The organism is Coprobacillus sp. (genome assembly GCF_984815275.1).
The window spans coordinates 62,891-83,687 of sequence record NZ_CFJNYH010000002.1 but is presented as its reverse complement, the minus strand read 5'-3'; the positions used below and the strand labels follow the sequence as shown (position 1 = coordinate 83,687).

Genomic DNA, 20,797 nt, shown 5'->3' with positions numbered 1-20,797 from the left:
ATTGTACCCTATTTTCGCTTCTATGAAAAGCCTAAACATAAACATCGACAATTTTCATATAATGATTTTGAGGTGGATTATGTTTACAACACTAATAACATTTTTACAACAATTTTTATTTGTCTCATTCATCAAGACACAAGCTTTTAAAAAACAATTGACTCCCCAAGAAGAAAATGATTTATTAGAAAAATATTTTCAAGGAGACCAAGAAGCTCGTAACCAACTAATTGAACACAACTTGAGACTTGTTGCTCATATTGCTAAAAAATATGAAAGTACAAAAGATCTTCAGGAAGATTTAATTAGTATAGGAACAATTGGTTTAATTAAGGCAGTTGATAGTTATAAACCAACAAAAGCAACAAAATTAGGAACTTATGCAGCAAAATGCATTGAAAATGAAATTCTTATGCATATGCGTGGTAACAAAAAAACTGCTCTTGATGTATCACTGAATGAAATTTTAGGTGTCGATAAAGATGGTGGAGAAATGACACTTCTAGATATCTTGCCATCTGATCAAAAAGAAATTATTGATCAAATAGATACAGAGGATCAAATCAAAAAGTTACAAGAATATTTTCTTCTTTTAACACCTCGAGAACAAGAAATACTTATTTATCGATATGGTTTAAATAAGCATAAAGTGTATACTCAAAAAGAAATTGCGAGCACAATGCATATTTCACGTTCATATGTATCACGTTTAGAAAAAAGAGCACTCATCAAACTTTTGAAAGCTTATCTTAATGATAAGTAAAAGAATATGAGAGTTCCCATATTCTAAAAATCATCTTTAAAAAGATCATCAAAAGAAATTGGCTCAAAATGTTTATCATCTTTTGATTCTTCTTTTTGTGAATTTTTTTGAAGAACTGGTTGAACTATGACTGGCTCAACTTTTTCTTCAATAATTTCATTTCTTTTTTTAGCAATCTCTTCTTTAACTTCATTGAATAAATCAGGTTGTTTTTTAACTTCAAAGATTTTAGGATTTATTTCATTGTTTATTTTCTCAACATCAAACAAATCTGTAGATAATGTTTTTGGATTATAAACATATCTTATAATGTTATCTTTAATTGCAGTTAGAATACTTGGCTTGCTTTCAAGCTGTGCATGAGTATAATCTTTGACAAAGATATCAATTTTTTGTGAATCTGTTTCAATATTGAGCTGATCCTTAGTTTCTAATACAAATGCATAAAGAGATTGAATATGCTTTGTTTTTGGTGATTTAAAAATAAGATTTCCTTTTGTAGCACGGTTACAACTTGGGATATCAGAAATACGTAAACGCTTGATACCTGGCTGATCACTAATAAGAATAAACGAATCTGTTCGCAAAGGATTAAAAATATTCATTGCAATCAATTCATCATTTTTTAAATTGATTCCTTTTATTCCTCCTGCTTTAACACCCAAAACAGAAATTTCTTGTTCGCTGTATAAAGTTGCATAACCAGCTTGAGTTGTTAAAACAATTCCTTGCTGTCCATCGCTTAATCCTACTTGTAATAATGAATCATCTTTCTTAAGATTGATACATTTCATTGGTTTTGTAAAACGGGTTACATCAAACTCTTTAAGTTCAACACGTTTCATTTGACCAAAACGTGAAGCAAGAACAATATACAATGGATAATCAAATGATTTCACAAGGACAGAGCCAACTATTTTTTCTTCTGGAGAAACTTTGATAAGATAGCTAATATGTTTTCCAAGTTCTTTCCATTTAAATTCTTCTAATTTATGAAGTGGTATATACATATAATTCCCTTTATCAGTAAATACAAGTAATTTATCTAAAGTATTGGCAAAATGAAGATCAACTAAAACATCATCATCTTTTTTCCCAAACAAAGTATTTTCGCTTGCTTTATATGATCTTTGTGAAATACGTTTGATATATCCATCTTGCGTTATAGAAACATAAATATCTTCTGGCAAAATCATTGCTTCTTCATTGATTATAATTTCCTGAACTTCATCTTTAATTTCAGTAAGTCTTGGAGATGGATATTGTTTCTTGATGTTTTTTAATTCGTCAACAATAACTTTTCTTAAGACTTGGTCGCTATTTAAAATATCATTTAATGTTTGAATTAAAGACTCTAATTCTTCTTTTTCTTTTTCTAAAGATACAATATCTGTATTTGTCAAACGATATAACTGTAATGTAACAATAGCTTCAGATTGCTTCTCAGTAAAACCAAATTGTGTTTGAATATTTATTTTAGCATCTTGTTTATCTTTAGAATGACGAATAGTATGAACAACATCATCAAGAATTGAGACAGCCTTAATTAAACCATCAACAATATGTTTTCTTTCTTCAGCTTTATTCAAATCAAAGATAGAACGTTTAGTAATGACTTCAATTTGATGCTGAATATAGCCATCAAGAATAGCTTCAATTCCCATACATACAGGTCTTTTGTCTTTGATAGCTACCATATTATAATTATAATTTTTTTGTAAATCAGTATTTTTAAAGAAATAATTTAATGTATTTTGGACATCTACATCTTTCTTTAAATCAATAACAATACTTAATCCATTCCGATCAGATTCATCACGAACCTCAATAATTCCATCAACGCTCTTATTGAAACGAATTTCATCTAGTTTTCTTACCAATTCAGCCTTATTGACCTCATATGGTATTTCACTGACAATAATTTTATTCATGTTTTTTTCGTGAATGATTTCTGTTTTAGAACGAACAACAACTTTTCCACGCCCTTTTTCAAAAGCTGTACGAATTCCCTGTTTTCCTTCAACAATTGCTCCTGTCGGAAAATCTGGTCCCTTCATAAATTCCATTAATTTATCTAATGAACAATGGGGATGAGAAAGACGATAAATTGTAGCATCAATAACTTCTTCTAAATTATGTGGTGGAATGTCTGTTGCATAACCGGCCGAAATACCAGTTGCCCCATTGACCAATAAATTAGGATACTTTGCTGGAACAACAGTTGGTTCATATTCAGTATCATCAAAATTCAATGCCATCTGAACTGTTTCTTTATCTATATCTTTTAATAATTCTGCTGCAATAGCTGATAAACGCGCTTCAGTGTAACGCATCGCTGCAGCCGGGTCATTATCTATCGATCCATTGTTTCCTTGCATGTCTACTAATGGTATACGCATTTTCCATTCTTGTGATAGACGCACCATCGCATCATATACAGAAGTATCACCATGTGGATGATAATTTCCAATAACATTACCAACTGTTTTTGCAGATTTACGATATGGTTTGTTGTAAGTATTACCTTCCTTGTACATTGCATATAAAATTCTTCGCTGAACTGGTTTTAACCCGTCTCTGACATCGGGCAGTGCACGATCTTGAATAATGTACTTGGAATACTTGCCAAATCGATCTCCCATAATATCATCTAATGATTGTGTTATGATTTTTTCGCTCATGCATACCCTCCTTACTTCGTAATAAAGAATGAATCTTCTAATGAGAATTGAACATTATCCTCTATCCATTCACGTCTTGGTTCTACTTTATCTCCCATTAATACAGAGACTCTTCTTTCAACTAATGCAGCATCCTCAATAGATACTTGAATAAGTGTTCTGGTTTCAGGATTCATGGTTGTTTCCCATAATTGGTCAGCATTCATCTCCCCAAGACCTTTGTATCTTTGAACACCATAACCACGTCCTATTTTCTTTTTTGCATCTTCTAATTCATCATCATCCCAAGCATAAAGTGAATCTTCATGCTTGCCATTTTTCTTAGAAACTTTATATAAAGGTGGCATAGCAATATATACTCTTCCAGATTGAATTAATCCACGCATATATCGATAAAAGAATGTTAAAAGTAATACCTGAATGTGTGCACCATCAGTATCAGCATCGGTCATGATAATCACTTTTGCATAATTAGAATCATCAGCATTAAAGTCAGCACCAACTCCAGCTCCAACAGTATTGATAATAGTACTAATTTCCTCGTTTTTAAGAATATCAGCCATTGCAGCTTTTTCTGTATTGACAACCTTTCCACGTAATGGCAGTATCGCTTGGTATTTACGATCACGTCCTTGTTTTGCACTTCCGCCAGCCGAGTCTCCTTCGACAAGATATAATTCCTTTTTTTTCTTGTCTTTTGATTGAGCAGGAGCTAATTTCCCACTTAATATTTTTTCAACTTTATTGCCTTTCCCTTTTCTTGCCTCTTCACGAGCCTTTCTAGCAGCATTTCTCGCTTGAGCAGCTTTAATCATTTTATTAACCAATTGATTAGCAACATCTTTATTTTCTTCTAAAAAATAATTAATTTGTTCATAAACAACATTTTCGACAATGTTTCTCGCTTCTGGTGAGCCTAACTTTGATTTTGTCTGTCCTTCAAACTGCAATAATGATTCAGGAATTTTAACTGAAATGATGCCTGTCAATCCTTCGCGAACATCAGCGCCTTCTAGATTTTTGTCTTTTGTTTTTAGTAAACCGTATTTTCTAGCATATTCATTAAATACTTTTGTAAAACCTGATCTAAATCCTGTTTCATGAGTTCCCCCATCTCCAGTTCTTACAAGGTTTACAAAAGAAATTAAATTTTCTTGATAACCTTCTGTAAACTGAAATGCAATTTCAACTTCAATTGGATTTGATTCATCATCAAAAGAAACTGTTTTGTGTAGCACTTTCTTTTCATAATTCAAATAATCAATAAAAGCCTCTAACCCATTCTCATATTGAAAAGTTTCATGTTTTCCTGTTCTTTCATCAATAACAATCATTTCAATGCCTTTTAATAAAAAAGCACTCTCTCTTAATCTCTCACAGATTGTTGAATAATTAAAATCGATTGTTGAAAAGATTTCCTTATTAGGCTTGAAATGAATTGTCGTCCCTGTACGGTTAGTTTTTCCAATAACTTTTAATGGAGAGATAATTTTAGCTCCATCTTCAAATTTTTGTTGATGAATTTTTCCATCACGATATACAGTCACTTCTAGCCATTCACTTAATGCATTCACAACAGAAGAGCCTACTCCATGAAGTCCCCCAGAAGTTTTATATCCACCATCTTCACTAAACTTACCACCAGCATGTAAAATCGTTAATATAACTTCAGTTGTTGGTTTTCCAGAAGCATGTAATCCAGTTGGCATCCCACGTCCTTCATCTTCAACTTTAATAGTGTTATCTGATCCAATTGTCACAGTTATTTTATTACCAAATCCCGCTAAGGATTCATCTATAGCATTATCGACAATTTCCCATACCAAATGGTGTAATCCACGATAATCAGTTGATCCTATATACATTCCAGGTCTTTTACGAACTGCTTCTAAACCCTCAAGAATTTGTATATTTGATTCATCATAATGATTTGATTTCATTTATGATATCCTCCTTCCATAACTAGTATATTATACCTTAAAATGATTGATTTTTCCAACTATTAATGTATAATAATTTTCAAGGATGTGAAATTATGGAGATTTTTGTATATATATTATTGATTTTAATGAGTTATTTGTATGGTTCAATTCCTTTTGCATTAGTTGTTGGAAAACTCTTTTATCATACTGATGTACGAGAAAGTGGCTCAGGTAATCTCGGTGGAACAAATGCTGGGAGAGTTCTTGGAAAAAAAGCAGGACTGACAGTTATATTGTTAGATGCTTCAAAATGCTGCATTTCCATTTTGGTAGCTAGAATTGTCACTCATTATATGGGCTTGAATACTGATATTATTTATCCTTGCGCATTAGCTTGTGTTATTGGACATTGTTATCCAATCTTTGCTGGTTTTAGAGGTGGAAAGGCTGTATCGGTGGCAATAGGATATGCACTTGTCACAAATGTTTATGCATTTGTTATTGCTTTAGTTATTTTCTTTATCACCTTAAAATTAACAAAATACGTTTCTTTAGCTTCTATTTTAGGATCTGCAACAATTGTTGTTATAGCTCCGTTTATTGGTTATAGTACAGTAGGTATCATTACTAATGCGTGTATTGTTGGATTATTGGTTTATAAACATAAAGCAAACATTAAAAGAATAAAAGCTGGAACAGAAAATAAAATTACATGGATGTAAAAAAGCCTTAATAAGGCTTTTTATTTTGCAAACGATGTATTCATAACATGTGGTAAATAATCGTGCTGATTATAAAATTCTAAATCATATTTACCATTTTCCAAATTAACCAGTGTCAAGGAACACCCTTCAACAACCTTTTGATTAATTTTGATGTAATCCTTTTTTTTCATACCTAACATGGTTGCTAATAAAACAATAAAAAACATGCCATGAGTAACAATCATAACTGTACTATTCTGAGAATGATTTTTTTCTAAATCGATTAAAAATGAACGTGCTCGTTCGATAACATCATCATAACTTTCGCCATGTGGAATAAAAGTGAATTTTTCAGGATGATGCCAAAGATTATGGTATAATTCATAGTCAGACTTTAATATATCCGAAATTTTTCTACCTTCAAAATCACCGAAGTTCATTTCCATAAGTCTATCATCTAAAATGATTTTCTTGTGATCAAATAACAGTCTAGCTGTAGTATAAGCTCTTGGAATAGGACTTGAATAAATACAATCAAAAGGAATGGTTTGTATATAATCTTTTAATGCTTTAGCATTTTCTTCTCCTTCTTGTGTTAAAGGAGAATCACATCTTCCTTGCAATCTTTTTTCTTGATTCCATGCTGTTTTAGAATGTCGTGTTAAATATATTTTCATAGTTATAGTAAAAAATAAGGGGTTAACCCTTATTTGTATTGATCATTGATACTTTTCATTATTCTCTTGATTTGAGTCTCGTTTGGTTTACGTCCCATTTCCATAAACATAGCACGAATCATTTTTTCATTGATTGGTGGGTTCTTCTTTAAGTTTTTCTTGAAAACATAACGTGATGCGAAGAATCCTATAACAAGACCAACAGCAAGTCCTAAAAATCCATATAACATTTTCAATTCCTCCATTTCAATTACTTACTCATTATAGCACAAAACATTTTGATTTGTAAAATCAATTATGTCTTTATCATATAAAAGTTTTTAGAAAAAGCCTTAATCATATCAAAAACAACATGTTTTTCATCACTTTCTGTCACTTCTATGTCATATTCATTCATAACAATTGATATTTTTTCCTCAGTAATAGGATTTAATAACTGATGAATTCCATGATAATATGTATAATCTTCTCGTTTTTGAATAATTTGAAGTAATTTTTCTTTCCCTAAACTCATAGGACTAAATAACAATTCTATTTGATTTGTTTCAAAAACATCATTTTGTTGAGAGTATAGTAAAGGAATGAGTTCAGGATAAGTATTGACCATTTCACTCATCTTTTCTTTCAAACATATAATTCTATATTGATCCATTATTCATCACCCTTTTTCAATATATCATAAATAAAATGAAAAAAATGTCAAAATCAAAGGTCTTAGAAAATTTCTAAGACCTTGTTGTTTTTATTTGAATTTCTTTTGTTTGTGATATGTTGTATGAAGAAGTTCGTGAGCAACATGAGAATTTGGATGTTCTAAAAATTCATCATACAATTTTTGAATTTGTGTATTTTTATGAGACTTTCTTGCTGGCATAGCACGGTCTTCATCATACAATGCTTTTGCACGAGCTCCTTTAAAATCAAAGCCACTATTCCTGATTAAAGCATTTACATATGACTGCCCGCCACCATTAATACATCCTCCAGGACAACCCATAATTTCAATAAAATGATATTTAGATGTTCCTGCTTTGATTTCTTCTAACAATGGCTTTGCAATTGTCATGCTGTGTGCTACTGCAACATTAACCTTTAAATCACCAACTTGTAAAGTGGCTTCTTTTAGTCCTCGTTGTCCTCGCACAGAATGATATTCGATATTATCTAAATCTTGATTCGTTAAAACATCAACAACTGTACGTAATGCAGCTTCCATAACTCCACCACTTGCTCCAAAAATAACACCAGCACCAGTATATTCACCAAACATATCTTGATCAAATTCTTCATCTTTTAAATCAACAAAATTGACACCAAACATTTTTATCAATTTTCCAAGTTCTCTTGTTGTTAAAACCGCATCAACATCTTTCATTTCGTCTTTTATCATTTGTGAACGTTCTTTTTCACCCTTTTTAGCTACACACGGCATAATAGAAACAACATAAATGTTTTTTGGATCTAATTGATGTTGTTTAGCATAGTAAGATTTAATCATTGCTCCTAACATCATGTGTGGTGACTTACATGATGATAAATAATCTAATAAATCCGGATATTCTTTCTCACAATAATTAATCCACCCTGGTGAGCATGATGTAATCATTGGGAGAACACCACCATTTTGAAGACGGTTAATGAATTCGTATCCTTCTTCCATAATTGTTAAATCTGCACCAAAGTTTGTATCATAAACTTTATCAAAACCAAGAAGTTTTAAAGCTGCAACCATCTTGCCAGTTACTCTTGTTCCTATTGGCATACCAAACTCTTCACCGAGACTAGCACGGACAGCAGGTGCAGTTTGAACGACAACATGTTTTGTCGGGTTATTTAATGCTTCAATAACATCATGAATTTCTTCTTTCTCTTGTAATGCCCCTACTGGACAAACATTAATGCATTGTCCACATTGCATACAATTGACATCATTTAAACTCCGATCAAAAACAGGACCAACTTTTGTTTTAAATCCACGCTCCATAAATCCTAAAATCCCAAGTCCCTGATGTTTTTTACATGCTGCAATACAGCGTCCACAAAGTATACATTTAGCAGTATTTCTCACAACACCAGGGGAAACTTCATCAAATGTTGGTGTCGTTTTTGCACCTTGAAAAGCATCTTCTCGAACACCTAATTCTTGACATAATCTTTGAAGTTCACAATTTGTATTGCGAATACAAGATAAACAGTCTTTTGAATGATTAGAAACAATCAATTCAACAACACGTCTTCTTGCGTCCAATGCACGCATAGAATTTGTTTTAACAACCATTCCTTCTCTAACAGGATAAACACAAGCAGCACAAAGATTTCTGACTCCTTCAACTTCTACCTGGCAGACACGACACGCTCCCGTTCCTGTATAATCCTTTAAATAACACAAAGTAGGGATGTGAATACCATTTTCTCTTGCAACTTCTAAAATCGTTTTGCCTTCATAAGCTTCAACTTGGCGATTATTAATCGTTAATTTTATTTTTCCCATTCTCTTCACCTACTTTCTCACAATAACATCGAAGTGACATGCTGTCATACAGTTACCACACTTGATACATTTGTTTTGATCAATGCGATAAGGGACCTTACCGAGTTCACCATCAATAGCATTTGCTGGACATTGTCTAGCACAAAGACCACATTTACGACACTTGTCCTCATCAATCTCATAAGATAATAAGGCTTTACAAACACCAGCTGGACATTTCTTATCAATAATATGCGCGATGTATTCATCTCTAAATTGTAAAATTGTTGATAACACAGGATTTGGTGCTGATTGGCCAAGACCGCAAAGTGCTGTATCCTTAATTGTTGTAGCAAGGACTTCTAGTTCGTCTAATGTCTCCATTGTCCCACGACCCTCACAGATATCCTCAAGCAATTCTAACATACGTTTTGTTCCAATACGACATGGTGAGCACTTTCCACAAGACTCATCAACGATGAAATCCATATAGAATCTTGCAACATCGACCATACAATTATCTTCATCTAAAACAATCATACCGCCTGATCCCATCATAGAGCCTAATTTCACCAATTCATCAAATCCAATTGGTGTATCCAATTGAGATTCAGTTAAACACCCACCAGATGGTCCGCCAGTTTGCACTGCCTTAAAACTCTTCCTATTTGGACACCCTCCACCAATTTCATAAATAACTTCGCGAAGTGTTGTTCCCATTGGAACTTCTACAAGTCCAGTGTTAACTATTTTTCCACCTAAAGCAAAAACTTTTGTTCCAGCAGATGTTTCAGTTCCAATAGAGCGGAACCACTTTGCACCATGAGTAATAATTTGTGCAATATTTGCATATGTTTCAACATTATTAATGATTGTAGGCTTCCCCCAAACACCTTTATGAGCAGGGAATGGAGGTTTTGGAGAAGGCATTCCCCTTTCTCCTTCGATTGACTGAATTAAAGCCGTTTCTTCACCACAAACAAATGCTCCGGCTCCTAAACGAATTTCTAAATCAAAATGAAATCCACTACCAAATATATCATTACCTAACAATCCCAAATCTTTGGCTTCTTGAATAGCATGTTTTAAACGTTCTACAGCGATTGGATATTCAGCACGAATATAAATATAACCATGATGAGCACCAATTGCATATCCAGCAATTTCCATAGCTTCAATAACACTATGAGGGTTCCCTTCCAAAATAGAACGATCCATAAAGGCCCCAGGGTCTCCTTCATCGGCATTACAAATAACATACTTTTCATCACCAGGCTCATTTAAAGCAAATTGCCATTTTAGACCTGTTGGGAAGCCACCGCCTCCACGACCTCTTAATCCACTTTCTTTGATTTCATCAACAACTTCCTGAGGCTGCATTTCAGTTAGAACTTTACCTAATGCAAAATATCCATCCTTGGCAATATATTCGTGAATATTTTCAGGGTCAATCACACCACAGTTATGCAAAGCAATTCTTTTTTGTTTTTCGTAAAACTTTGTTTTGTTAATATCATGAACCTCGTTTGTTTCCTTATCAGATTCATTAAGCATTAAGCGATGAACTGGACGTCCTTTATAAAAGTGTTCCATAACAATTTCTTTAACATCTTCAACTTTTACTGACTTATATATGATATTATCAGGGTAAATTGAGACATTTGGTCCAACACCACAAAGACCTAAACACCCAGTGCGCAAAACACTTACTTCATTCTCTAATCCCATAGATTTAATTTCAGCTCTAAAAGCATCAATCAAAGCGCCAGAGTTACCAATGCTACATCCAGTACCAGCACATACTAAGACTTGTATTCTTTCCATGTCATCCCCTCCTATCTCTTATATTTACCCACAGTGTATTCATCAATGACCTCATCATTTATTAAATGACGAGTTACAATTTCACTAGCTTTTTTTGCATCAACTAATACATATGTTGTTTTATGATCATCTTTATCAAAGACTTCAACAATTGGCTCTAATGTACACATTCCAATACACCCTGTTTGTAGGACAGTCACTGGAAGCTTGGCTTTTGCGACTTCTTCAACGATTGTATTCAATACTGGTCTTGCTCCAGCAGCAATTCCACAGGTTGCCATCCCCACAACAACACGATATTTTTGGTCATCATCTAAACGCATTGTCATTTTATTTTGTGCTGCATCTCTAATTTTCTTTAAATCTTCTAATGATTTCATGACGCTAATCCCTCCTTTATATAATCCTTTAACCATAAAAGAACTTCAGGTTCAGTAATTTTAACATCACCCAATATATCCTTCATATCTTTTGTTTTCATTATAAAATCATTATTATCAGTTTTATATTCGAATTCATAATCAATATTTTCATTAGCCTGAATTAAGGTCACCATTGTTTCTACAATATTTCCCATAACTGGCGTATCTATATTATTTTTTATAAACCTGGCTTCCACATTTGTTCCTTTATTTATCTGTGAATTGACTTTTAAATATCCACCAGTTAATTCAGCATTTTGTTTAAAAAGTGGAATTCCTAAACCGACTTTTCTAGTTGTTCTTGTTGTATAAAATGGATCAATCACTTTTTCTACAGTTTCTTTATCCATACCATGACCATTATCTTGAATAGAAATATCAATAATATTATTTTCTACACTATCAACAATTCGGATGTAAATCATAGATGCATGAGCACGAATAGAATTATAAGCAATATCTAAAATATTAAGTGCTAATTCATCCATATCGTTTCCTCCACATCTCGTAAAAATTTTGTTTGTCCATATTATGAATAGGTTCACTTATCATATCTAATCGATGAGCATCACTATTTATAAACCAAAGCATCTTTTTTAAATATGGGTATTGATGTAATAAATACTCTTGATGTTTTATTTCAGTGACTTCTATACCATCAATATCTAAATCCTTATCAATTTTCATAAAAACATTCATTATTGAAAATCGTTCGCTCATTGCATGAGCCAAAACAGCGACACCACCTAATTGATGAATCCATCTGATAACTTCTCTTATTGACAAGTCTAATGATTTTATAAGCAACCTCTTTTCTTCATTTATTATTTTATCATTCTCATCAAGAATATACTGATGACCAAAATAATATTCATCATTTGGTTCTTCTATTAAATAATCATCAAGAAATGTCTGGATTGAATCTAAACATGTTTCTCCTAAAAAATATGCTAAAATATGAACTTCTTCTCTACTCTGTATTTCAACACCATAAACAAACTCAACTTTATCTTTTGCAACTTCTTTAAGATGATATAGTTGTTTTACTGAATTATGATCAGTAATTGCTATGATATCAAGACCTTTAATATAAGCCATATTGACAATGTTATTCAAAGTCATATCATCATCACTACATGGTGATAAAGCAGAATGAATATGCAAATCATAAAACATTTTTATATACCTAAAGAAACCATTTTTTTTGCTAAAGAGTAAGCACTTTGTTGGCTACTCATAAGTGGCAAATTAAGTTCATCTGCTTTCTTCATGACATCTTCATTTGGTATGACTCCTTCAGGAAAGATAATCCCTGAAATATCAAGCATTTCAGCGATAGCAACTGTATTCATATGAGCTTGAACAGTTAACCATAATGAATTTTCATTGGCTTTAGCCATTACCATGCTGAGTAAATCACCAATATACACACCCTCAACTTCTTTTTCAAGTGTTGCTGTATTTAAAAGTTTTATATCTAACTCATTTATGCAATCTTTAATTTTCATTCTCTATCACCTTTTCTTTTGACTCTACACGCTTGGATATCAACATCTCCCTTCGCAACACTTTGTGCTAAACTTCGGCAGTTTGCAAATCCACAAGCGCCACAATCATATTGCGGTAATGTATCAAGTATTTCATTAACGCGTGCAAACCATGCCATACGCTCTTTCATTGACTTTATTTCCTGGCGATTGAGTTCCCTTTGAATAAGATATTCATTTTCTTCTAAGGCGATATTTTCAGCGGTATAATGTTCCATCATACTCTCGATGTTATAACATCCTTCAAAAGGATTTGACCATAAATAATAGCCCCCTATACATCCTTGATAACAAGCATACATAGCCACCAAATCAACATGTTGAATACGATCAAATTCCACCAAATCCAACAAACTTTTTGACTGATTCAATCCTTCCACACGCACAACAGATAAACTTCTATTTCCAAATAAGTCCTCAACATTACTTTTCACACCATATTTATTCATTTGGATTGGATATTTAATATCACTTTTTAATTTGTTCATTTTTGGAAAAACATGAGATATAGTCATTGCATAATCAATAGCAGATTTCTCATTTCCAAAAGGTTCTTTTGCTAAAATCATTTTTCCAACACATTCACATAAGGAATAAATACCAACATCCTTATCTTGATGTTTTTTTCTTATTCTTCTTGCAGCAATTTCTACTGGATAATCATATGGAAGTATCCTTTCATATAATGTTGGATAATTTTTCTCAATCAATTGATTAATTGTTGGGCAAAAAGAAGTTAACCATATGCCTTCTCTTTTGTTGCTTTCATCAATTGCCTTTTTATATAAAAAGCCTTCAATATCACTATACTGTTCAACCGCATCAAATCCAAGTTTTAAAATAGCTTCGCACATTCTTTGGAAGTCCTCATATGATTTCATGTCAGATAATATACTTGTTGGAATTAACACCACATTATAATCATGTTGATGCATTGTCTCATTCATATGCACGCCATGAACTTTTAAAACTCGAGCTGGACATTCCTTAATACATACATCACAATGAATACACTTTTCTTCATCAATTTGGACTTCATGATTCACAATAGAAATTGCATCAGCGGGACATGACTTTAAACATTTGATACAATGTTCACATTTTGTACCAAGCCAACTCACAACCGGTTTCATACAAACCTCATTTTCAAGTGCGTTCCTTCACTTGAAGATTCGATATGAAATTCACTTGCACAATTTTTCATATTATCAAGTCCCATTCCAGCTCCAAATCCAAATTCACGGGCTTTTGATGAAGCAGTTGAGAATCCAGGAGTCATAGCTAATTCAATATTAGGAATACCTGGACCAATATCATCAAATGATAAACAGACACCACCATTATCGTCAATTTCAAAAGTAATCGTTCCACCATTCGAATGAATCACTAGGTTAATTTCTGCTTCATAACATGCAATAGAAATACGTTTTAATACTTTTGGATCCAATCCAAGTGTCTTTAAAGTCATTTTAATATCACGTGAGGCTTGTCCAGCATCTTCATAGTTATCCTTATCAACTTGATATACTTTTTTCATTTTCCCAAACCTTTTTCATAGAGACGACCACAAGTTTCATACATTGTATAATCGGTCACAAAGACACTCACATCGCTCATTTTAGCCCCTTGAATCATATGTTCATCTATTGTTTTCCCTCTCACAATCAATATAGCAGCTAAATCCAGTGTATTTGCAGTATGGAATATTTGCATATTTGCAAGTCCTGTAATCAAGAGTTCACTTTCGTCAGCATCACGTAAATGACATAAGGCATCTGACATAAGATCAGTCCCAAAAGCATTTTTAAAATCAATGTCATAAACATGTGAATCATTTACATAAATTTCTTTCCCGCTCACAATATCTAAGATTTCTTTCATCTTCATGCAGGAGTTTCCTCCTTTTTATAGTCCAAAACAAGCATTTTTAAGTCTTCAAGCTGTTTTGTGCATCCGAAGACAGTCCCATCAACACTAACAACAGGAGCTAAACCACAAGCTCCTACACAACGTGTTGCATCAATAGAAAATACACCGTCCTGACTTGTTCCATTAACTGGAGCCCCTGTCATCTCAACTAGCAAATCAAGAATTGTTTGTGACCCATTTACATAACAAGCAGTTCCCAAACAAACACTAATGACATGTTTACCTTTAGGCTCAGTTGTAAACTGTGAATAAAAAGTCACTACACCATAAATCTTTGCAATAGGTTCCTCTAATGCTTCACTGATTTTTTCCATAGCTTCAAAAGGTATATAACCTAATTCATTTTGAATCTCATGAAGCATTAATTTGATGGGCCCTTTTTCGTCTTTGTGTCTATAAATGACATCATCTATAAAATCCAAAGACTTCTGATTCAATTTTTTCATACTCTCACCTCGTTTTTTTATTATCCTAAATTTATTATAGCATAGAAACCTAAAACTATGAAACCGTTTTCTTTCTAATAAAAAAAGAAAAACTGTTAATTTTCATTAACAGTTCATTATATTGATATAGCTAAGAAGGTATTCACAACATTTTCTACTGTAAAACCATAATTTTTAATAACAAGGTCGGCTGGAGCGCTCGCACCGAATTGATTTACAGATAGCATTTGTCCATCTAACCCAATATATTTATGCCACCCAAAATCAGTGCCCATTTCAATCGCAAGACGTTTTCTCATAGAACGAGGTAAAACCAATTCTTTATATTCATTTGATTGCTTATCAAATAACTCCATTGAAGGCATTGAGACAACGCGAACATCATGCCCTTGCTTAAACAACTCTGCTTGTGCTTGGAAAGCCAACTCTACCTCGCTACCAGTTGCAATAAGTATTCCATCCAATTGATTTTTTTCTTTTGAAGCTATATATGCTCCATGACAAACATCATCATATGTTGCATGAGTCAAATTTGTAACATTTTGTCTTGTGAGAATGAGTGCTGTTGGACAATCATTTGTTTCCATTGCTTTCTTCCATGCTGCACACATTTCATATGCATCAGCTGGTCTAATAACCTGCATATTAATCATTGAACGCATCATTGCCAATTGTTCAACAGGTTGATGAGTAGGTCCATCTTCACCTACAGCAATAGAATCATGTGATAATGGTAGAACTAATGGTAATTTCATTAAACATGCCATTCTTAAAGCCGCTTTAAAATAATCACTAAAAACGAGAAAACCACCAGAGGCAACTTTAACACCTTTATGAAGATTCATCCCATTCATTATAGCAACCATTGCAAATTCTCTAATTCCAAAGAATAAATTTCTGCCACTATAATTTTCACAACTAAAACGTCCACCATCTTTAATTGTTGTTTTTGTAGATGAAGCTAAATCAGCAGTTCCAGATAAGAATGTTGGATTCTGTTTAGCAATCTCATTAATGATTTTTTCACTTGTATTACGAGTAGCTTCACTTATCCCCTCAGGATAACTATTTATAAACTCTTCATAATCAAAAGTATACTTACCTTTAACATCATCAGATAATTCTTTATAAAGTTCAGGATAAGCTTTCTTATATTCACGCATCATTTTCTTCCATTTGTTAAATGTACGTTTTCCTCTTGCATATACATTCTTTTGGAAATCATCATAAACTTCTTCAGGAACATAAAAGTCAGGATGGTCAAACCCATAAGAGAGCTTAGCAGCTTTTCCATCTTCCGCTCCTAAAGGCGCACCATGAACCTTATTTGTCCCTTGATTTTTAGAACCAAATCCTATAACAGTATTCATAATAATCAATGTTGGTTTGTATTTTTCCTTTTTAGCTTTTTTAATAGCTTTTAATATTGCAGAAACATCATTTCCATCACTTACATATACAACTTGCCAATTCATTGCTTCAAATCTTTTCTTCACATCTTCACTAAATGAATAATCTAAAGGTCCATCTAATGTGACACGGTTAGAATCATACAAAACAATCAGTTTCCCTAATGATAAATGTCCTGCCAAAGATGCTGCTTCATAAGTCACACCTTCCTGCATATCACCATCACCACATAAAGCATATGAATAATGATCGACAACTTCAAATTCTTCTTTGTTGTAGCGGTCAGCTAAAAAGCGTTCTGCCATTGCCATACCAACTGCTGTTGGAACTCCTTGTCCTAAAGGACCACTTGATGCATCTACACCATCAGTTATTTCAATTTCTGGATGTCCAGGTGTACGGCTTTCCCATTGTCTAAATTGTTTTAAATCATCCATTGTTAAATCATAACCTGATAAATGCAGTAAACTGTATAATAACGAAGATGCATGTCCACTTGCAAGGACAAAACGATCTCTATTAAACCAATCAGATTCTTTTGGAAAAACTTTTAATTCCTTTGTAAATAAAGTATATAAAGCAGGGGCAGACCCCAATACCATTCCAGGATGACCTGAGTTTGCTTTATTAATCATGTCAATTCCTAAAGATCTAATTGTAGCTATTGATAATTCCGATTGATTCATTTCTCCATTTTCCTCCTCAAAACACATTCATCGTTATTATACACAAAAAACATCTATTAGCAAACACCTATTTGCCATATTTCATCAATTTAATTCATTTTTTTCGCATTTTTTAATTTTTGTGGTGTAACATCATGACCTTCTGAGTCAACAACTTTGATACTTTTGAGTTGTTGCTGAAAACCACTTCTAAAAATTCTTAGGTATTCCTGCCTTAATTCATGCTGTCTTGCCTTTTCTTCTTCAGTCAAACCTACTGTTTTGCTTTTATGAGCAAGTTCATTAATTTCATTTATCATTTCATCACTTATCTTAGCCATATTTTCCTCCATAATAAAAACCTAAGAGTTTTAGATATTATCCCTGGTTAATACAGGTGGGTATCTTGTGTTCGACTTTAGGATTCCTATTCAAGATAGGCTTTCAACACCATCGACCAACAATCAGATTCCCTTATCTATCGTGTAGGAAATACATATTCTCTTAGGTCAAACTTATTATAGCATAAAAACCTATTCTGTAAACCTACGAAAAGGGTTTTTATTTTTAAAGTTTTTTCCATATCATTTTGTTCGCGTTTCCTACAATATACTTGGTTTTTCTATCTCTTTATTTTTTTCTCATTGTAAGGACATTTTTTGAACACCCTTCTCTTTTACAGATTTGTATTTCTAAAAACAGAAAAACAAATTTGTAAAAACTATAACAAAAATTTCATTAATAATTGTTATAGTTTTGTAATTTATTTAGCTTTAACCATACATGTACTTGTTAAATCAATATCAAAAAGTGCTTTTAAATTTTCAATATCTTCTTTTTTAAGAGTTGCCACACAATCTATTAAATCAAAAATCATAATTCCTTCAAAATAATATCTACTAAACAAATTAGCAATGCCCTCTGGACTATTGAATACGCCAATTAAAACACCAATATTTTTCTTTTGAACACGCTGAAATTCAACATCATCAATAGCATAATCTTTTATTGAATGAATCAAATCTAAAATCTTATCTCTTAATTTTTCTGGTTCCATAGTGTCTCCACCAATTTGCAAGAAAGAATAATCTCTTTCTTGGGTAAAATTAGCACTAAAACTATCATTAATAATTCCTAAACGTGTCCACTCTTCAAATAAAGGTGAACTTTTAGAGAATAGAAGATCTAATAAAATGTTCATGCCTAATTCTCTTTTTAATTTTTCTTTAGGCTCACTTAAAATATCATTAATTTTCATGGAAACAATAACTTTAGGCATAATGACATCCATATGCAAAATATCTTCTTTTTTATCAATTCCTTGAGGTTCTTTGGTAATTTCTCTTTGAATTTGTTTTTCTTTATCAAAATGTTTTTTTGCTTGATTATTTCTAATCAATTGAATTGTATCTTCAACTTGGATATTCCCTACAACAAATAACATCATATTACTAGGGTGATAAAATGTTTGATAACATTTTTCTAAAATATCTTTATCTATTTCATTAACTGTTTCTACTGTTCCAGCAATATCAATTTTGACTGGATGTTTTTGATAAAGGTTTTGAATACTTCCAAAATAACAACGCCAATCTGGATCATCATCATACATACCAATTTCCTGATTAATAATCCCTTTTTCTTTTTCAACTGTTTGATCAGTTAAATAAATATCTTGAACAAAATCTAGCAATAATTCAACACATTCATTCTCATGGCTTGTTGTATTAAATAGATAAGCAGTTCTTGAAGATGAAGTAAAAGCATTTGTACTCGCTCCAAGTTGTGCGAATTTCTCACTTGCATCACCATCTTGCATCTCAAACATTTTGTGTTCTAAGAAATGAGCAATCCCATCAGGAACAGTTATCATTTCATTTTCTCCTAATGGCACAAATGTTGTATCTACAGAACCGAAATGTGTTGAAAATAAACCATAAGTCTTCGAGAATCCTTTTTTAGGTAATAAATAGACTTTTAATCCATTAGCCATCTCTTCATAATATAAAGTTTCTTGTAATGTCTGATAATTAATTGTTTCCATGAAAATCCTTTCCTGTAAGGAAGAATATTGTATCTAACTGTACTTTCTTAGCTACATTAATAATATCTTCTTTGCTTACATTTAATAATTTTTGAATATATTCATCATTCGTTTCTTGTTTGTGAGTGATGTCTCTATTATAAGCTAAAGCAATCATACTCCCTGCTTCATCATTTGTTTTCCTTAAAGCATTTTGAAGCATGATTTTGGCAATTTGAATATCATTATCACTTAAATTTCCATTTTGAATATCTTCTAATTGTTCTTTAATAAGACTCATTGTTTTTTGATAATCTTTTGCTTCAATTCCAGCGTTTACAATCATTATTCCATTAAAAGCATCATAACTTGATGAAACATAATAACATAAACTATTCTCTTCTCTGACAACCTTAAATAAACGTGATTGAGAAAAACCGCCAAATAAAGCATTAAAAACAGTGAATGCATAATGATGATTTGATGTGAAATCACAGCCAATACGATAACCCATATTGAGCTTAGATTGTGTTAAGTCCTGTTCCTCTATAATCTCTAAAACATCTTGACGCTGACTATCAAAACTATACGCTGAAGGATAATCTTTATTGTTTTCAGGGAATTGAAGATGCTGATTCAATATATCTATAATTGATTCATCTATATCTCCCACAACATAAAGATGCTTTTCATCGTTTTGAATAGTCTCTAAAAAATATTTGTAAAGGTCATGTGATGATATTGTATCTATTTCATCTTCATATCCAGTACTTGGAATCCCTAATGTATGATTTTTCCCCATATACTCAAATAACTTATCTAATGAATAAGAAAACTTATCATCTTTATTAACTTGTAATCTTTCTTTCAACTCTTTTTTCTTCATTTTGACAATTTCTTCATCAAACTTCTGATCTTGAACAAGAGGATTAAAAAACAAATCACTTAATAACTGAATTTGGCGAACTAGCAAAGATTCATTAATAGGTAAATAAACATCATTCACAAAACTAGAATAAACATTTATTGTTTGTGATTTTCCTTTAGTAGCGATATTTGTAGATAATCTAGCCCCATAATTTTCATCAAGATACGATGCCAGTTCTTTTGTGGATGGATATTTTTTAGTAGCTGCAACGATAACAAATGTTAATAGAGTTCTTAATGTTGTTGTTTCTTTTGTCAATGGACTTTGCAAACGCAAAGACATTGTTATTGTTTTAAATTTCTTTGTAGGGATCAAATGTAATGTATATCCCTTCATTTGATAAACTGTTTCCATAAATTCTCCTTTTCTCGCATATTACTATTATA

General features: G+C 32.2%; 21 protein-coding genes and 1 other RNA gene. 2 read left to right on the top strand and 20 right to left on the bottom strand.

Going from position 1 to position 20,797, the window contains the following annotated elements:
• Positions 1-79 precede the first annotated feature (79 nt).
• Positions 80-763, top strand: coding sequence for an RNA polymerase sporulation sigma factor SigK (gene sigK, locus AC5M21_RS01380; protein WP_008789658.1), 684 nt, complete (start codon positions 80-82; stop codon positions 761-763).
• Between the two features lie 23 nt (positions 764-786).
• On the opposite strand, the gene parC is transcribed toward sigK, so the two are convergent.
• Together parC and parE are read right to left on the bottom strand one after the other, a co-directional pair.
• Entirely contained in the window at positions 787-3,444 is a 2,658-nt protein-coding gene (gene parC, locus AC5M21_RS01375) for a DNA topoisomerase IV subunit A (protein ID WP_278665937.1), read from the bottom strand.
• A gap of 11 nt (positions 3,445-3,455) precedes the next feature.
• The gene (gene parE, locus AC5M21_RS01370; protein ID WP_008789656.1) at positions 3,456-5,384 is read right to left on the bottom strand and encodes a DNA topoisomerase IV subunit B; all 1,929 of its coding nucleotides are present in this window, start codon (positions 5,382-5,384) and stop codon (positions 3,456-3,458) included.
• Positions 5,385-5,479: 95 nt separating this feature from the next.
• Between parE and plsY the strand changes: the two genes are divergently transcribed.
• A complete protein-coding gene (gene plsY, locus AC5M21_RS01365; RefSeq protein WP_008789655.1) occupies positions 5,480-6,088 on the top strand; it encodes a glycerol-3-phosphate 1-O-acyltransferase PlsY in 609 nt (202 codons plus the stop codon).
• A gap of 20 nt (positions 6,089-6,108) precedes the next feature.
• Here the strand turns inward: plsY and AC5M21_RS01360 are convergent, their stop codons facing one another.
• The 18 genes from AC5M21_RS01360 to yfmF form a co-directional block, all read right to left on the bottom strand.
• On the bottom strand, positions 6,109-6,747 hold the full coding sequence (locus AC5M21_RS01360) for a histidine phosphatase family protein (protein ID WP_008789654.1): 639 nt from the start codon (positions 6,745-6,747) through the stop codon (positions 6,109-6,111).
• Positions 6,748-6,776: 29 nt separating this feature from the next.
• A complete protein-coding gene (locus AC5M21_RS01355; protein ID WP_008789653.1) occupies positions 6,777-6,977 on the bottom strand; it encodes a YneF family protein in 201 nt (66 codons plus the stop codon).
• A gap of 65 nt (positions 6,978-7,042) precedes the next feature.
• Positions 7,043-7,399: a hypothetical protein gene (locus AC5M21_RS01350; RefSeq protein ID WP_054325142.1), complete on the bottom strand. Its 357-nt coding sequence runs from the start codon at positions 7,397-7,399 to the stop codon at positions 7,043-7,045.
• A gap of 90 nt (positions 7,400-7,489) precedes the next feature.
• On the bottom strand, positions 7,490-9,238 hold the full coding sequence (locus tag AC5M21_RS01345) for an NADH-dependent [FeFe] hydrogenase, group A6 (RefSeq protein ID WP_054325141.1): 1,749 nt from the start codon (positions 9,236-9,238) through the stop codon (positions 7,490-7,492).
• A gap of 9 nt (positions 9,239-9,247) precedes the next feature.
• Positions 9,248-11,041 carry an NADH-quinone oxidoreductase subunit NuoF gene (locus AC5M21_RS01340; RefSeq protein WP_278665933.1) on the bottom strand — a complete coding sequence of 598 codons (1,794 nt, stop codon included), beginning with the start codon at positions 11,039-11,041 and terminating at the stop codon, positions 9,248-9,250.
• An 11-nt stretch (positions 11,042-11,052) separates the two neighbouring features.
• Positions 11,053-11,421 carry a (2Fe-2S) ferredoxin domain-containing protein gene (locus tag AC5M21_RS01335; protein ID WP_008789649.1) on the bottom strand — a complete coding sequence of 123 codons (369 nt, stop codon included), beginning with the start codon at positions 11,419-11,421 and terminating at the stop codon, positions 11,053-11,055.
• On the bottom strand, positions 11,418-11,951 hold the full coding sequence (locus AC5M21_RS01330) for an ATP-binding protein (RefSeq protein WP_054325140.1): 534 nt from the start codon (positions 11,949-11,951) through the stop codon (positions 11,418-11,420). Before AC5M21_RS01330 ends, AC5M21_RS01335 begins: the two co-directional genes overlap by 4 nt.
• Positions 11,944-12,639, bottom strand: coding sequence for a PHP domain-containing protein (locus AC5M21_RS01325; protein ID WP_054325139.1), 696 nt, complete (start codon positions 12,637-12,639; stop codon positions 11,944-11,946). The genes AC5M21_RS01330 and AC5M21_RS01325 overlap by 8 nt, the downstream gene beginning before the upstream one ends.
• Before the next feature lie 2 nt (positions 12,640-12,641).
• A complete protein-coding gene (locus AC5M21_RS01320) occupies positions 12,642-12,971 on the bottom strand; it encodes a DRTGG domain-containing protein (protein ID WP_054325138.1) in 330 nt (109 codons plus the stop codon).
• Positions 12,968-14,143 (bottom strand): [Fe-Fe] hydrogenase large subunit C-terminal domain-containing protein, encoded by a 1,176-nt coding sequence (locus AC5M21_RS01315; RefSeq protein ID WP_282767969.1) that lies wholly within the window; start codon positions 14,141-14,143, stop codon positions 12,968-12,970. Before AC5M21_RS01315 ends, AC5M21_RS01320 begins: the two co-directional genes overlap by 4 nt.
• Positions 14,140-14,547 (bottom strand): ATP-binding protein, encoded by a 408-nt coding sequence (locus AC5M21_RS01310; protein ID WP_278665927.1) that lies wholly within the window; start codon positions 14,545-14,547, stop codon positions 14,140-14,142. Before AC5M21_RS01310 ends, AC5M21_RS01315 begins: the two co-directional genes overlap by 4 nt.
• Complete coding sequence (locus tag AC5M21_RS01305; protein ID WP_054325137.1) at positions 14,544-14,897, bottom strand: hypothetical protein; 354 nt, start codon at positions 14,895-14,897, stop codon at positions 14,544-14,546. Before AC5M21_RS01305 ends, AC5M21_RS01310 begins: the two co-directional genes overlap by 4 nt.
• On the bottom strand, positions 14,894-15,385 hold the full coding sequence (locus AC5M21_RS01300) for an NADH-quinone oxidoreductase subunit NuoE family protein (protein WP_054325136.1): 492 nt from the start codon (positions 15,383-15,385) through the stop codon (positions 14,894-14,896). Before AC5M21_RS01300 ends, AC5M21_RS01305 begins: the two co-directional genes overlap by 4 nt.
• A gap of 116 nt (positions 15,386-15,501) precedes the next feature.
• A complete protein-coding gene (gene tkt, locus AC5M21_RS01295) occupies positions 15,502-17,481 on the bottom strand; it encodes a transketolase (RefSeq protein ID WP_278665926.1) in 1,980 nt (659 codons plus the stop codon).
• Positions 17,482-17,570: 89 nt separating this feature from the next.
• Positions 17,571-17,801: a DUF896 domain-containing protein gene (locus tag AC5M21_RS01290; RefSeq protein WP_278665925.1), complete on the bottom strand. Its 231-nt coding sequence runs from the start codon at positions 17,799-17,801 to the stop codon at positions 17,571-17,573.
• A 14-nt stretch (positions 17,802-17,815) separates the two neighbouring features.
• Positions 17,816-17,974, bottom strand: a non-coding RNA gene (ssrS, locus tag AC5M21_RS01285) — 6S RNA.
• Positions 17,975-18,223: 249 nt separating this feature from the next.
• Positions 18,224-19,504, bottom strand: a complete 1,281-nt coding sequence (gene yfmH / locus AC5M21_RS01280) for an EF-P 5-aminopentanol modification-associated protein YfmH (RefSeq protein ID WP_008789639.1) — start codon at positions 19,502-19,504, stop codon at positions 18,224-18,226.
• On the bottom strand, positions 19,491-20,765 hold the full coding sequence (yfmF, locus tag AC5M21_RS01275) for an EF-P 5-aminopentanol modification-associated protein YfmF (RefSeq protein WP_008789638.1): 1,275 nt from the start codon (positions 20,763-20,765) through the stop codon (positions 19,491-19,493). Before yfmF ends, yfmH begins: the two co-directional genes overlap by 14 nt.
• Between the last annotated feature and the right edge of the window lie 32 nt (positions 20,766-20,797).